Origin of the sequence: Methylocucumis oryzae, assembly GCF_000963695.1 — a bacterium.
In the GTDB taxonomy this organism is placed as follows: Bacteria; Pseudomonadota; Gammaproteobacteria; order Methylococcales; family Methylomonadaceae; genus Methylovulum; species Methylovulum oryzae.
Genome location: NZ_LAJX01000049.1, coordinates 23046 through 37454, shown reverse-complemented (window position 1 = coordinate 37454; position 14409 = coordinate 23046). Strand labels below are relative to the sequence as shown.

Below are 14409 nucleotides of genomic sequence, written 5' to 3'. Positions count from 1 at the left end.
AATTATTTAAAGCTTCCACGCTTGTTATGGTAAGCGCGTCCAATTGCTGTTGTTGTAATAGTGAATCAATAATTGCAGTATCTGATTTAGGCGTTACCCTTTTATAGACCGCTAAATAATCCACATGAGCGCCTCTTGAGCGCAAAATTGCCGCTAAGTCTTCCAGGCCGCCTTCGCCACGCACAATCAAAATGGTTTGCTGGTTAACCTGCTGCATCTCTGCAGTTGCCAACAGTGCTTCCGAGGAATAACCGTGGCTAGGAATGAGATGAACCGGTAAGCCAATAGACATCATTGCGTTTGCTGTAGTAGCGCCTATCGCTGCCAATCGTGTGCGCGTGGTGTGCGGCATTCTACCATCATCTAAATGGTAATAAAGCATAGTTACCGCATTGCTACTGACAAAAATAAGCCAATCATATTGGTTAAGATTGGCTAAGCACTGTTTAATCCTGGTGGCGTCATCGATAGGCTGAATGGCTATAGTGGGTAATAACACTGTTTGTATCTGCTGTTGCTGCAATAACTCGCATAACTGAGCAGCTTGATGTTCAGGCCTAGTCACTAAAACACGTTTAGGGTTGTCGATTGGATTCACGCCTGCAACGCCTGTAAGATTTTATCGGCACCTTGACTTAATAAATCTTCAGCGACTTGCTGACCTAGTTGTTCAGGGGTGTTTAAATCCCCTGTCGCTTCACTTTTGTAAAGAATAGAGCCATCTGGCGCACCGACTAAACCACGCAAAAATAATTCACCTTGTTGAATAATAGCATAGCCTGCGATAGGTACTTGGCAACCGCCCATTAAGCGGGCATTAAGCGCTCGTTCGGCACTGACGCACACAGCCGTTTCGTGGTCATTTAGCTGAGCTAATAACGCATTGAGTTCGTCATCATTGGTACGGCTTTCTATACCGATAGCACCTTGGCCAATGGCTGGTAGGCTATAACTTACCGGTAACATTTCTGTGATGCGCGCTGTTAAATCTAAGCGTATTAACCCTGCTGCTGCCAAAATAATCGCATCATAATCGCCTGCATCCAGTTTAGCTAACCGCGTATTGACGTTACCACGCAATGGCAACACCTCTGCGTGTGGAAATTTTTCTTTGATTTGGCATTGTCTGCGTAAGCTTGATGTGCCAATTTTAGCATTTGCCCGGAGTTCGTTAATTGACGCATAACGGGTAGCAACAAAAGCATCACTAGGCTCTTCTCGCCTTAAAATTGCGCTTAAACCCAGTCCTTCTGGGAATTCCATCGGTACGTCTTTCATGGAATGCACTGCAATATCGGCCTCTCCATCTAACATGCCTTGTTCTAATTCTTTAACAAACAAACCTTTGCCACCAATTTTTGCTAACGGTGCGTCCAGAATTTTATCACCGCGTGTAACCATTTTTACTAATTCAATTTCAAGGGCTGGGTTAATAGCACGTAGCCGCTCAGCGACATGTTCTGCTTGCCAAAGCGCTAATGGGCTTTGCCTAGTGGCGATACGAATAATTTGTTTATTCACTTGAATACGGGGTTTGTTATTAAATCGTCATATTGTAACCAATTAATTCAATAACGTATTGTCAGATTTTCGTTATCAGTAAGGTTAGTCCATTGTTACCGATTGCAATAACTTTTTTATATGCTTAAATTAGATATAGATTTCTAATCATATCGTTTTTATTAACAACACTGCGATTGTTATGATGTCACTCGATGGCTACCAAAGTAAGGCGGGACAGGGTTTTTAGGGTGTGGGTGTTGGCAGCAGGGATGCTGCCACCAAGCCTACAGGGATGTATTTACCGCGTCCTGCACCCTAAATACCCTGTCCCTACTAAAAAGTGTGTAGCCCACACGCTTAAGCTGATTTGTTATTTCACTACTTCATAGGACGCAACGCTATGCCATTACAACAATTAGTCAATCACTTTAATGACCGCTTTGAGCAGGAGCATCATGCCAATTTTCGGCCTTTTATTGTCGAAAACGGTGCTGTACAAGGATGGTTTGGGCCAATTCGGATGGGGAGTCGCTTTTCTCCGGTGCGCATGTTAACTGACTATGAAGCGATTACCGGCCATTTAGTCCAATTAGCAGTTGCGCCCCATACGGGCAGTCTGCCTTATGATACGGGGTTTGAGTTTACCCATTTTTTAACCGATAGCATTAGTCAACCTACTGATTTTCAATCCGTTATTAACTTAGATCGCTTATGCCGTACCGTTCATATGTTGAATTATTTAAGCTATGCCCATGTTAACGGACGCTTATTTTTAGATGTCGATCCAAGGCATATTTTAGGTGTTGATAGCAATCATGGTGTTTATTTTGAAGAGATTATTGTCAAATGCGGCTTAGCAACCAGTAATGTTGTGATTTCTATGGCGGTTAACCCGTTTTATATTTTGCACCATAACCAATTGTTGGCGGGTTTGAACAATTATCGTAAGCAAGGTTATCAAATAGCGTTAAATATAGGGCGCTGGTATTCGGCGAATGGTTTAGTCGATTTTGTGACGAAGTTAGCGCCTAATTTTGTCCGCATTGATGTACCCGAGCATAATCCCCATGCACTTAAAGCAGAAATGCCTTGGCCTTATGCGTTGGATTCGTTGCAGCAATTAGTCACGTTAATCGGTGGTCAGTCTATTTTGCAGCAAGTAAATTATCAAGACCAAGCGTTTACTGCGTCAGCAGCGGGTTTTGATTGGGTACAAGGTGGGTATTACGATAAGCTGGCGGTCGATCATTTGCGTTGCTTATGATGGGGTTGGGCGGCGTTGTTACTGGCGTAGTGTTATAAACGGGGTGTTTAAATATCCCGTTTGAAACACTAGCCATTATTTTTTCAATCGGTTGTGCCAATATTTTGGTTTTTGGTGCAGGTGAGCAACGGCAATAATGATAATCTCGGTATCCGTTGGTTCGTAAATCAGACCATAGGGAAATCGCTGCATCTGGCAACGGCGAATCGAGCCGACTAGCGGGTGCCATGCAAGAGGAAAATCGTTGATGCGTCGAATAGTCTCCCAGGCTTCATCACGAACTCATCGCCTAATCCGGTGCGTTTTGCTTTGTAAAACTGCACAGCTTCAATAAGTTCTAGCCGTGCGGGTAGCAAAAATCTTGTCTTCAAACTTTCTTACCAAGCTCAGCGAAGACCTGCTCTGCATCGATTGCCTCTAGCTCACCAGCGTGGTAGGCAAACAAACGCTGCTCTGTTTCGTTGAGCCAAGCCATGTCTATTGCGGAGTTTGGTTTGTGCAGACTGGCAATCAGGCCATCGACTAATACTGCACGGTCATTGGACGGTAGTTCAAGGGCTTGGTGCAAAATAATTTTTGCTGATAGTGGCATAAGTAGGACTCCATAATGGTTAAGCAAAACCGCATGAGTGATAAACGTATGAGGGGTAAATCACCATTAGGCGTATTTAACAATGGCTGTTGTAGTAGTGCTTAGAGGTTGGAGTCCAAAACATGTTTTGGATTCCGAATGACTAGACTCTAAAGCATTATACCCAAAAAACTAGTTAGTCAGACCAGCGTAAAAATTATGAGGTTTCAATAAATGGGGATAGGCTAGTTTTTAAGGCCGGGTCAACGTTAAGTATAACCCGGCACTATGCTTTCTGAGCTTGATAACCAGACAGAAAATGGTTATCAAAGCTAGAGAAAACAGCAGTTAAAATTCTGCTTTACCCAATATTTTTCCTAAACTATCACGCGTTTCTGATTTAGCTTTGCCGGTCGCGCCATTGACGCCGATGACGGTGAGCTCATCAGTGCCGTTGCCGTTTAAATCAGCTATCGCGGTGATGTCTTTGGCGGTATAACCTAAACCTAACACGTTAAAGCTTTTCAAGGTTTGCTTGTTATTTTTGACATCTTTAATCGTGACTTTCGGCACGCCGGTGCTAGGGTCGGTATATAACACGGCGATTTCTGGCAGGCCATTGTCGTTCAGGTCAGCGACACTAACTACGCCTAACGGAGGATGGTCATCGGTGGCAAAGCTTAATTTACTCAATAACTTACCCGTTTTGCTGTCTTTAATGACTACATTATGTTGACTGGTTTGGTAATCGACATAGAGCGCGGCAATTTCATCATAGCCATTGCCGTTAATATCGGGGACGGCGGTTGAGCCTATGGCAGTAGAACCTATGAAGGTGTTGTAACTCCATTCGCAGATTAAGCCTTCATTGGAGGCACCGTTATCATCAAAACCATCAATCCAAAAGCTGTCAGTGTAATATATCAATAGGTAGTTCTCTCCGTTTCGGCAATTTGGCTGGCCGGGCTGCCAGTGATTATAGGCGAATGGCTCGCCGGTAATCCATTTCCAAACACCCTCAGTTGTTTCATCGGTCGCGCCAATATAGTAGTAATCTGCGTATGAGCCACCGGGAAGAACCTTTGACGTAATAAAGGTGTTTTCTTCGTCGGATGTGATTGTGGCTAAATGTGCGCTCAAGCTTTCACAGTATGCTTTTGATTCATTCCATGTGAAATTACGGTCAAAACGCTGATAAAAATGACCGTTGCTATCCCATTTGATTTTGTTGGAGTCGGCATAAGCGCCGGTGCTGGTGATTAAAACCAGGCTACCGATTAAGCTTGTTGTTAAACAAGAGGGTGAAAAAAGCTTGCGTAATGCGTTGCCCAGCTTATTCTGTTGGAGTTGCATAGATAACCTCTTGACGATTAAAAGTAAAGAACCCTCGTGTTTATAGATTCATGCAAATAACATGAAACGTTCATTATAGGTGTGATGTGATTTATTCGGCAAACTTTATTCTATCATAAGCCGATCTTTGCTTTTGAGGCGTTCATGATCGGTTTTTTGAGTAGGGTACGCTGTGCGTACCATTAAAAAATCGTAATAAAATCAATAAAAAGGTACGCGTAGCATACCCTACAGTGGGCTGTAAAAATCGAAAATTTAACTGTTATAAAGCATAGCTTAATAGCTGTGAACCTCTATTGATACATGAAATATAGCCATAGTGAGGGCGATGATGAAAACCCGTACCATAGCCGACGCTAAAAACAATCTGTCTCAGCTCATCCATCAGCTCGATGCGATTGATGTTATTCATCTCACGCGGCATGGCAAGCCGGTGGCTGTGATGCTGTCAGAAACTAATTACCGCAAACTCACCCAAAAAAATACTAGCGTTTATCAAGCGATTCAAAGTTGGCGTAATCAATTAGATGATGAGTGTACCTGGGCGGAAGCTGAGCTTAATGCGTTACGCGCTGCGAGTCAGGGACGCGAGTTTTTATGGGGCGACTAAGGTATAGGTCACATTCGGTTTTTAGGTAGGGTACGCTGCGTGTACCTTTATAATATCATTAAAAATCAATGAAAAAGGTACGCACAGCGTACCCTACGATTCAGGATTTTGAGCACTTTTTTGCATTTAAGTGTAGAAAACTGGTTTCAATAATGTCTGGTATGAGCTAGCCAAAGTCTTTTATGCTAGCGCTTATTTTATAAGTTGGTGATTGCAATGTCGGTTAATAGTGTACAAACCTTGGCAGAACAGAGTCGTGTGGCGGCGCGTCAGCTCGCCGTGATACCTGAAGCGTTGCGTAATTTGGCGCTGGCGAATATGGCAGAAGCGTTAGCAGCGGTTAAGCATGAGGTGTTGGCGGTTAATGCTGAAGACGTCGTTAAAGCTAAGGATGAGGGTCAGTCTGAGGCAATGGTCAAGCGGTTAACTATTGATGAAAAAACCTTTCAATACATGTTATCAAGCTAAAGAAAGTTGCCCAATTGCCCGACCCGTTAAATCGTATTTTGGCAGGACACACTAATCCAGTCGGGCTTAAAGTGTATAAGAAATCAGTGCCATTAGGCGTGATTGGCATTATTTATGAATCACGACCTAATGTGACGACGGATTCGGCCGGAGTCTGTATTAAAAGCGGTAATGCAGTGATTTTACGCGGCGGCTCTGAAGCTTTGCAGACGAATACGGTATTGGCGGATGCAATGATTGAGGGTTTGGTCAAAGCAGGTTTGCCTGAGAACGCTATTCAAATTATTCGTATCCCCGGACATGAAGCTGTGGGCGAGCTGCTTAAGATGGAGGATTATATCGATGTGCTCATTCCACGAGGCGGTAAAAGCCTGATTAAGCGTATTGCAGAAGGTACGCGTATTCCGGTGATTAAGCATTATGACGGTATTTGTCATTTGTATTTGGCTGCCGATGCGATAGCTGAGCAAGCGGTCGCGTTAGCAGTGAATTCTAAATGTCAAAGTGTGCAAGTGTGTAATGCGTTAGAGACATTATTAGTCGATAGGCAGTGTGCCGATACGTTATTGCCGTTATTACAGGCTGCGTTTAGTGCTAATGGCATTGAGTTACGGGGTTGTGCGTTGACGCAAAAACTATTGCCGGATATAGCGTTAGCTAATGAAGAGGATTGGCATACGGAGTATTTAGCGCCTATTTTGTCGATTAAGATTGTCGATGGAATAACTCACGCGATTAGCCATATTAATCAGTATGGCTCAGGTCATACCGATGGGATTGTCACGCAAAGTTTGCGTTTGGCAGAGCAGTTTGAGGCTGAAGTGGACTCGGCGTCTGTGATGATTAATGCCTCTACGCGTTTGTCTGGCGGTGGCGATTATGGCTTAGGGTCGGTGGTTGGTATTAGCACTGATAAGTTGCATGTGCGCGGCCCCGTTGGACCTAATGAGTTAACGACTTATAAGTGGGTGGCTTATGGGCAGGGGCATTTAAGAGATTAGGGTTACCAACTTAAGAGGGGACAGGTCATTCAGAACGCGGGACGCCATAAATAAGTCCCTGTAGGCTTGGCGGTAGCATCCCTGCTGCCGACACCCACGCTCTAAACACCCTGTCCCGTCATAAGTGTGTAGCTAGAGATTTAGTTGCTTAGACACGGTGTGTTGTTGGGTGTATATGCAATCATCAGTAGTTATCGTTGATTGGAATCGATTACAATTAAACCCAGCACAATTATTAACCTCGACTATTTATGGATGCTTTAGTTTTATTGATTCCGTTTTTGCCGTTATTGGCTGCCGTTGTTATTGGCATAGGGCATGTGGCTGGGCTTTTCATCGGCGAGCGTCGTGAAATTATGGTGGCGGAACTGGCGTGTGGCGCGCTAAGTTTGTCTTGCTTAATGGCGTTGACGTTACTCATCAGTGACTGTTTAGGTTCTAACCAAGGTTATTTTAGTGCCGGTGTTTGGTTTAGTAGCGAGCATTTCATTGTTAAATTTAATTTTTTAACCAGTGGTCTCGGCATTAGGCTAGCTGCGCTGTTTTCGCTATTGCTGGCCGTGATTGCGAGATTTGCGGTTAATTATTTACATAGAGAAACCGGTTTTTACCGGTTTTTTTTCGTGTTTTGTTTGTTCGACGCTGCGATGATGTTTTTGCTGTTGTCGGCAAATGTGCTGAACACATTTATTGGTTGGGAAGTTGCCGGGGTGTGTTCGTATTTATTAATTGCGTACTCTTATCAACGACCTGTGGCGACTGAAAATGCAACACGTGTTTATTTGACCAACCGTGTGGGCGATGTGGGTTTTATTGTTGGTATTGGTTTGTGCTATGCCTGGTTAGATAGTGTGAATTGGCAAACCTTACAAGAGGCGGCTCAGGAGTTGACGATAGGCGAGGCGACGGGCATTAGTCTGTGTTTTGCTTTAGCAGCAGCGGCTAAGTCGGCGCAATTGCCGTTTTCGCCGTGGCTGGCGCGCGCAATGGAAGGCCCTACGCCATCGAGTGCAGCATTTTATGGTGCGGTCATGGTGCATTCAGGGGTATTTTTATTATGTCTAATGGCACCGGTGATAGAGCAATCGCCATTTGCTAGAGCGGTTATTGGTTTAGTAGGTTTTGCTACAGCGGTTTATGGTTTTGTCGTTGTACAAACGCAAACCGATATTAAGAGCTTATTGGCATTCTCTATTGCTGGACATCTAGGCTTGATGTTTGTGGAATGTAGCTTAGGATTATGGGTCATCGCAAGCTGGCATCTTTGCGCACATGCGGTTGTGCGTTGCTGGCAATTATTAACCGCACCTTCGTTATTACAGCAGTTTAAGCCAGTTTTGAGTGCATCCGAAAGAAAGACCTTGCCGGGTTGGCTTTATATCGTTTCATTGCAGCAATTTTGGTTGGACCAGGTGATGACCTGGGCGTTGATTAACCCTATCCGTGGTTTGTCACAAGATTTAAGCTATTTTGACGACCATGTGGTTGATAACATCATTGGTGTGCCTGCACCCGCCATTGGACGTTTATCATCATTAGCGCAACTGGAAGAGGAAAGGCTTGGCGCAAGATTAAATGATGAGCTCGATGATTTTGCTCATGGCAGCGGTTTTGCCGGCGTCTTAACTGTCTGGGCGGCTAAATTTGTGCATTGGGTAGAAGACCGTTTTGTGTTACGTGGTGTCGGTAAGGATGCCATACATGCCGGTAAGCAGTTAGGACATTTAGCCAATAAGTTCGAGCAAGTGATATTGCGTCCGCGTTATTTGGTTTTATTTGTTTGTATTACTTTTTTAGTGGCATTTTAATTCATGAACATGGCGGTTTATTCCTGGGCTGACGCGACAGCTTTCCCTTTATTGTCTAGCTTAATGCTGACGCCGTTACTGACGATGATGTTTATCGTATTTGCTTCGACGGCCGCTAAGGCATTACGGATTGGGTTTATCGGTAGCTTTTTGACAGTACTGTTAAGCGGTTATTTATTGTTGGTGTTCGATGCCGGTAAGCCGGGGCTACATTTGGTCGAACGTTTTACAATTTGCGGGTATGAGTTATTGCGTCGGAGTTGATGGTGCCAGTATTTTGTTTATACCGCTTACTGCCGTGCTCACATTTTTAGCGTTTGGTGTATACGTTAATTACTCGGCATGTGGGGGATAAATTTTTTTATTGCCTGTTTGCTAGGTTATGAAACGGTGTTAATTGGCGCATTTACCGCATTGAATATTATGCAGTTTTGGTTTTGGACTGTGTTGGAGTTAGTGCCGGTGGTGTTGCTAACCGTTCATGCCGGTACCGGGCAGAATCGGCGTTGGGTGGTGACGCTATTGTTGCAGTATTGGGGCAGCGGTTTACTGATGACGTTAGCGGGCTTTTTGTTTTTGGCGTTTGGTTTAGTCGGTTCGGACCATGATTTGACGTTCGATTGGTTGACTTTGAAACAAAATAACGCGTATTTACATGATGAAACGTTTAATTTTCATTTTATTGCTGTTTGGTTTTTCGATTCGTATGCCGTTGTTTCCGTTTCATGGTTGGCTGCCGTTGTTAGCCGAGCATGGCACGGTGGCGAGTGCGGCTATTTTTTTAGCCGGGTTGAAGTTAGGACTTTATGCCGTAATTCGTTTTGTATTGCCTATGTTGCCTGGTACGGCGGAAGATTGGGGCGATTTTGTTATTGCATTAGGCGTGATTAGCGTGTTCTACGGCGCTTTGTTAGCGTTAATGCAAAATTAATGTGCGGCGTTTATTAGCATTTGCGGTGTTAAGTCATACTGGCATGTTAGTGATTGGTGTGTTTTGTTTTAACGAGTTTGGTTTGGAAGGTAGTTTATTATTGTCGGTCGCGTATGGCTTGGCTACCGCAGGGATGTTGTTTAGCGTTGGCTTGATTTATGAGCGTACTCGAACGGCGTTTATTCCACGTTTAGGCGGTTTATTTGATAGCAATGCCACGATTGCGTTGTTATTTTTAATTTCTGCGTTGAGTACTATTGTTATGCCAGGTACGCCAGGCTTTGATGCCGCTCATTTATTGGTTGAGGGTATTATTGATGAAGATGGTTGGTTTCTCGCGATAGGCATTTTATTGGGTAATGTATTGGCTGCTGCCTTTTTGTTACGCGCGTTTCAGCAAATTTTTTATTGCTTCGCCTAAGCGCTTTCAACAGCCTGATAGTGCTTCACATCATCCGGTACAATCGGAGCGGATTATTGCTTTGGTTATTTGTTTGCTGTTGATAGGTACCGGATTTTATACCACGCCTTGGCTCAATTTTATCGACCAAGATGCGACAGCTATTGAGCGGGATTTTCCTATGCATCAGTCTAATGATGTTGAGCCTGACGCTGTGTTGCCAGAATAACAGTAAAACAATTCCTCCTCGTTTAGGTTTATCTATTATTTCATCATGCCTGTACTCAGTTTGATTATTGTGGTTCCGTTATTAGGTGCATTGTTTGTCGTGGGGTTTCCTGATAATCGATATGTGCAGAGGTTGGCTACCTGGATAGCGGCGTTAGAATTGCTGTTGAGCTTTATGGCGTTGGTGTTGTTTAATCGGGCAGATGCTGGTTTTCAGTTGCAAGAGCACTATGCTTGGATTCCAACGCTTAATATTGCGTATTCTGTCGGAATTGATGGTTTGTCAATTCTGTTTTTACCCATGACGGCATTATTAACGTTGCTAGCAATTTTGGCGTGTCAACGTTCGATTCTGCCTTTAACGCGCTTGCATTTTGCTTTGTTGTTGGTGTTGGAAAGCATGAGCATGGGTATTTTTTGCGCGTTAGATATGGTGTTGTTCTTTTTATTTTGGGAATTAACGCTAGTGCCTATTCTATTTTTAATCGGTCTTTGGGGCATAGGTTCAAAACGCCGTGCAGCAGCAGTGAAATACGTGCTTCTTATGCTGTTTGGTGGTTTGTTTTTGTTAGCGGCGATATTATTGTTAGCGATTAATCATGCTGAGCAAATGCATAGTGTTAAATTACACGATTTGTCATTTGATTTGCCGGTGTTGTTAGAGACATTTGTGCCTGAGTCGCTACAGGTTTCTGTATTCTTTTTATTTTTATTAGGCTTTGCGGTAAAAGCGCCGCTAGTGCCTTTTCATACCTGGTTGCCGCAAGTAGCTTTAGAAGGGCCTACCCAACTAACAGCACTGTTAGTTGGGTTAAAGCTAGGGCTGTATGGCATTTTGCGACTTGCTCTGCCGTTAGTGCCGTCGGCGGCAGTTGAATATAGTTGGGTGTTGGGTGTGGCTGGAGCGGTTGCGTTGATTTACGGTATTTTAATTGCGTTACAGCAAGCCAATTTACGCCGGTTAATGGCTTATACCGGCATTAGCCATGTTGGTATGGTGTTAATCGGTTTATCGGCATTCAATATACAAGGGTTACAAGGCGCAGTGTTGCAGTTGATTAATTTCAGCATGATTGCGGGTGCACTAATGCTGTTAGCCGGTTTTATTCAACAGCGCTTAGGTAGTACGGAATTAGTGCATTTAGGTGGTTTGGCTAAAACCATGCCGCGCTTAACGGTTTGTTATTTTATTTTGGCGTTTGCCAGTATGGGTATGCCCTTGACCAGTGGTTTTCCAGCGGAGCTGTTATTAATCATTGGTACGTTATTAGCGCATCCTAGTTTAGGTGTGACGACTATTGCGGGCGCAATACTTGGCGCTGCTGCGGTCTTGTTATATAGTCGGCGCGCTTTTTTAGGACCTGTACTAAGGCAAGATGTGGCTAAAGTTGAGGATTTATCAACTGCTGAATTAGGCTTGCTTAGCGTGCCTATATTATTTGTGTTAGCGTTCGGCTTAGCGCCGAATGTTTTATTAAGTTTTAATGAGAAAACGGCTGAAGATTGGTTGGCGCGTATTTTAGAGCAACCTAACATGGAAAATAGTGAAGTCGTGGGGGTCACGTTAAAAAATACGGCGTCCATGCCGTGAGGGAAGCGTTGCTTCCGATTTCAGGGAGAGGGGCTTGATGATAACGCTAAAAAATCTTTACTTTACCGGTTGGGTTACTGTGTTAACGTGCCGATAACGAGATGGCGTTCGCCTTGTGTGTAATAGGTTGAATTGCTATAAGTACTCCAAGTATAGCCAATAATTTCATGATTAGTTTCGTTGACATAGAGGCGGAAGCTGCCAGCTCCTACGCCTGTGTCCCAAGAGCCGTCGGTTTGCTTGCGCGTGTCGAGTGCGCCATGTCCACTTTGAGAGGAGTCATAGACTTCCACGGTATATTGCACAGTGCCTGGAATAATAGGCTCCATCGCGGCAATGGCTTCGGGTTCGTGACGCACTAGCATGACATGTCCGGTGCTGCTTGAACCACTAGGATATTTAATGGCAATCACGTCGCCAACGCTAATGTTTTGTACGTTTTGGGTGTAGCTAAAACCATTTTGCGCGACAATCGCGTCATGGTATTGAGCTGCGCTAGGGCTGGTACTGTTTAGCCAGGTTTTAAAGTCGTCACTGGTTAGGTTATACGCTTGTTTTAATAAATTGGTTAAAAAGGTGCTGCATTGGGTACGATTATCATAAGTCGTTGCGCCATTAACACCTGCCCAATGAATGTAGCTAGGATTGCTCGCATATTCATTGTTTTCCGGCGTGATGTGTTGGATTAAATCATCTGCCAAGCTACGTGTGGCAGTTCGTCGGCTATGACCGATGTGCTAAGTGTGGCTAAGCTAAGTCCTGCCGCAACGAGAAGTTTTGTCGTAGATAATTTTGCTTTGTTTTTCATTGTGCTTACCTGGAGTTATTTTAATTTTTGTGAGTAGTGTTTGTGTTGGACATTATTAAAACAACAACAAGTCAAACAAAGCTGTGCTATATTTTCTGACTTAATGTGAGTTATTTACCCATTTACTTTTATTAGTGCTTAGTAGGATTATTCTTATGCTTGAAAAAGTACCGTTATTTGAATCGCTTTCACCTGAAGACCGCGCTGTATTGGAAGCGGGTATGCATACGCAAAATTTTCCGAAAGGCTCGACCCTGGTTAATCAAAGCGATGTATCTAATAATTTGTTATATATCGTGTTATCGGGTCGTCTTAAGGTGTTCATGAGCAATGAGGATGGGCGTGAAGTCTTGTTAGATTTTTTACAAGAAGGTGATGCGTTTGGCGAATTGTCGCTATTTGATGAGCAGCCACGCTCTGCAACGGTGATGACCGTAGAAGACTGCAAAATCGGCTTATTCCCTAGGCAGTATTTGTTTGATTGTTTGCAACGTAATCCTAATATTGCTATTGAATTGTTAAAAACGGTGATAAAGCGTATGCGTAATACCACCGAGCAAGTCAGCAGTTTGGCGTTGTTAGATGTGTATGGCCGTATTGCTAAGGTATTGACTAATATGGTTAAGTTGCAGCCAGATGGTAAAGAAACCACCGATCCATTAACTCATCAAGAGCTATCGACCATGGTCGGTGCGTCCAGGGAGATGGTTACTAGAATTTTAAATGATTTAAAAACGTGGCGGTTATATTGCTGTGGAGAATCATAGAATCGAATTAAAAAAGACGCTTGCCGGATCGTTGGTAAAGGATTTTTGCCTTGTTGCTCGCTGAAAAACAACAGCAAATTTTAATGTTATTAGCCGATGGTCAATTCCATTCTGGCACTGATTTAGCTAAGCGGTTAACCATAAGTCGTGCTGCTGTTTGGAAACATGTACAAGCGCTAATCGCGCTAGGCTTGAATTTTTCTGCCGTGACTGGCAAAGGCTATCGCTTAGAACGAGGGCTTGAGCTGCTATCTGAGCCAGCTATTCTGAGTAATATGAGTTTGTTTGCGCGAGCGCATTTGGCGGCATTAGAACTGCATTCGCAGCTCGATTCGACCAATCGCTACTTGCTTGCTGCCGCTTCGGCGAAAGCTCCGTCAGGTACGGTTTGTATGGCAGAATATCAAACCGCAGGCCGAGGACGGCGAGGACGGCAATGGGTGTCGCCTTTTGGTAGCAATATTTATTTGTCGTTGTTATGGCATTTTCAGCTTGGTTATGCAGGGGCTGCGGGTTTAAGCCTAGCTATTGGTGTGGCTGTTATCCGAGCCTTGTCAGCGTTAAATATTACCGGCGTGGGTTTAAAGTGGCCTAATGATATTTATTGCCAGGGTAAAAAATTAGGCGGTATTTTAATAGAAATGGCCGGAGAATCTGATGGGCCTTGTGTGTCAGTTGTTGGTTTGGGGTTAAATTGTTTTTTGTCTGAATCATATGCACAAACTATTGAGCAGCCGTGGACGGATTTAAGTAAAATTACGGGTGGCCAATTTGTTGGACGCAATAGGTTAGCTGCTGGTTTGATTTCGCATTTATTAAGTGTTTTAGCTGAGTTTGAGGGATGCGGTATTCGTCACTATATAGACGAATGGCGTCGTTATGATGTGATGCACAATCGCCACGCTCAGTTAATGATTGCTGAGCAAGCCTATACCGGTATTATTCGCGGCATTGATGATAATGGTTTGCTACTGTTTGAGCATCATGATGGACGCATTCAAGCCTATGCCTCTGGAGAAGTAAGTTTTAGTGGTCGGGATGGTTAATAAGCCGCCAGAGACTAAATAAGGACTTAGCGCTGTCGAAACGCCACAACGAACTATTAG

The 14409-nt window shown here is 44.0% G+C and carries 18 protein-coding genes; 12 read left to right on the top strand and 6 right to left on the bottom strand.

Annotated features, from left to right (window positions below; genetic code table 11):
• On the bottom strand, positions 1 to 598 hold a 598-nt coding region (locus VZ94_RS05970; protein WP_045778537.1), incomplete at its 3' end, for a uroporphyrinogen-III synthase.
• Positions 595 to 1521 carry a hydroxymethylbilane synthase gene (gene hemC, locus VZ94_RS05965; protein WP_045778536.1) on the bottom strand — a complete coding sequence of 309 codons (927 nt, stop codon included), beginning with the start codon at positions 1519 to 1521 and terminating at the stop codon, positions 595 to 597. The genes VZ94_RS05970 and hemC, both read right to left, overlap by 4 nt.
• Positions 1522 to 1903: 382 nt before the next feature.
• Between hemC and VZ94_RS05960 the strand changes: the two genes are divergently transcribed.
• Positions 1904 to 2767 carry a hypothetical protein gene (locus tag VZ94_RS05960; protein ID WP_045778535.1) on the top strand — a complete coding sequence of 288 codons (864 nt, stop codon included), beginning with the start codon at positions 1904 to 1906 and terminating at the stop codon, positions 2765 to 2767.
• A 367-nt stretch (positions 2768 to 3134) separates the two neighbouring features.
• Here VZ94_RS05960 and VZ94_RS05955 read toward each other — a convergent pair whose 3' ends face one another.
• Positions 3135 to 3359, bottom strand: a complete 225-nt coding sequence (locus VZ94_RS05955; protein ID WP_045778534.1) for an addiction module protein — start codon at positions 3357 to 3359, stop codon at positions 3135 to 3137.
• 327 nt (positions 3360 to 3686) lie between these two features.
• Positions 3687 to 4691, bottom strand: coding sequence for a C-type lectin domain-containing protein (locus VZ94_RS22290; RefSeq protein ID WP_052700250.1), 1005 nt, complete (start codon positions 4689 to 4691; stop codon positions 3687 to 3689).
• Between the two features lie 328 nt (positions 4692 to 5019).
• Here VZ94_RS22290 and VZ94_RS05945 point away from each other — a divergent pair, with 328 nt between their 5' ends.
• The 9 genes from VZ94_RS05945 to VZ94_RS05925 all read left to right on the top strand — a co-directional run bounded on the left by VZ94_RS05945 (position 5020) and on the right by VZ94_RS05925 (position 11728).
• Positions 5020 to 5301 carry a type II toxin-antitoxin system Phd/YefM family antitoxin gene (locus VZ94_RS05945; protein WP_239649676.1) on the top strand — a complete coding sequence of 94 codons (282 nt, stop codon included), beginning with the start codon at positions 5020 to 5022 and terminating at the stop codon, positions 5299 to 5301.
• Positions 5302 to 5517: 216 nt separating this feature from the next.
• Positions 5518 to 5769, top strand: coding sequence for a hypothetical protein (locus VZ94_RS28160; protein WP_239649675.1), 252 nt, complete (start codon positions 5518 to 5520; stop codon positions 5767 to 5769).
• Positions 5770 to 5783: 14 nt separating this feature from the next.
• On the top strand, positions 5784 to 6770 hold the full coding sequence (locus VZ94_RS05940; RefSeq protein WP_239649674.1) for a glutamate-5-semialdehyde dehydrogenase: 987 nt from the start codon (positions 5784 to 5786) through the stop codon (positions 6768 to 6770).
• A 251-nt stretch (positions 6771 to 7021) separates the two neighbouring features.
• Entirely contained in the window at positions 7022 to 8578 is a 1557-nt protein-coding gene (locus tag VZ94_RS05935; protein ID WP_045778532.1) for a proton-conducting transporter transmembrane domain-containing protein, read from the top strand.
• 3 nt (positions 8579 to 8581) lie between these two features.
• Entirely contained in the window at positions 8582 to 8842 is a 261-nt protein-coding gene (locus VZ94_RS28155) for a hypothetical protein (RefSeq protein ID WP_239649673.1), read from the top strand.
• A gap of 391 nt (positions 8843 to 9233) precedes the next feature.
• Positions 9234 to 9509 carry a proton-conducting transporter transmembrane domain-containing protein gene (locus tag VZ94_RS28150; protein ID WP_239649672.1) on the top strand — a complete coding sequence of 92 codons (276 nt, stop codon included), beginning with the start codon at positions 9234 to 9236 and terminating at the stop codon, positions 9507 to 9509.
• A gap of 1 nt (position 9510) precedes the next feature.
• On the top strand, positions 9511 to 9930 hold the full coding sequence (locus tag VZ94_RS28145; RefSeq protein WP_239649671.1) for a proton-conducting transporter transmembrane domain-containing protein: 420 nt from the start codon (positions 9511 to 9513) through the stop codon (positions 9928 to 9930).
• 73 nt (positions 9931 to 10003) lie between these two features.
• Complete coding sequence (locus VZ94_RS30305; protein ID WP_275575153.1) at positions 10004 to 10138, top strand: hypothetical protein; 135 nt, start codon at positions 10004 to 10006, stop codon at positions 10136 to 10138.
• Between the two features lie 45 nt (positions 10139 to 10183).
• Positions 10184 to 11728 carry a complex I subunit 4 family protein gene (locus VZ94_RS05925; protein ID WP_045778531.1) on the top strand — a complete coding sequence of 515 codons (1545 nt, stop codon included), beginning with the start codon at positions 10184 to 10186 and terminating at the stop codon, positions 11726 to 11728.
• Positions 11729 to 11802: 74 nt separating this feature from the next.
• On the opposite strand, the gene VZ94_RS05920 is transcribed toward VZ94_RS05925, so the two are convergent.
• Together VZ94_RS05920 and VZ94_RS30300 are read right to left on the bottom strand one after the other, a co-directional pair.
• Positions 11803 to 12429 (bottom strand): hypothetical protein, encoded by a 627-nt coding sequence (locus VZ94_RS05920; protein ID WP_052700249.1) that lies wholly within the window; start codon positions 12427 to 12429, stop codon positions 11803 to 11805.
• A complete protein-coding gene (locus tag VZ94_RS30300) occupies positions 12414 to 12536 on the bottom strand; it encodes a hypothetical protein (RefSeq protein ID WP_275575152.1) in 123 nt (40 codons plus the stop codon). Before VZ94_RS30300 ends, VZ94_RS05920 begins: the two co-directional genes overlap by 16 nt.
• 155 nt (positions 12537 to 12691) lie before the next feature.
• On the opposite strand from VZ94_RS30300, the gene VZ94_RS05915 reads away from it, so the two are divergent.
• Both VZ94_RS05915 and birA read left to right on the top strand, forming a co-directional pair.
• Entirely contained in the window at positions 12692 to 13303 is a 612-nt protein-coding gene (locus VZ94_RS05915; RefSeq protein WP_045778529.1) for a Crp/Fnr family transcriptional regulator, read from the top strand.
• A gap of 50 nt (positions 13304 to 13353) precedes the next feature.
• Positions 13354 to 14349, top strand: coding sequence for a bifunctional biotin--[acetyl-CoA-carboxylase] ligase/biotin operon repressor BirA (gene birA / locus VZ94_RS05910; protein WP_052700248.1), 996 nt, complete (start codon positions 13354 to 13356; stop codon positions 14347 to 14349).
• The last annotated feature ends 60 nt before the right edge of the window (positions 14350 to 14409 follow it).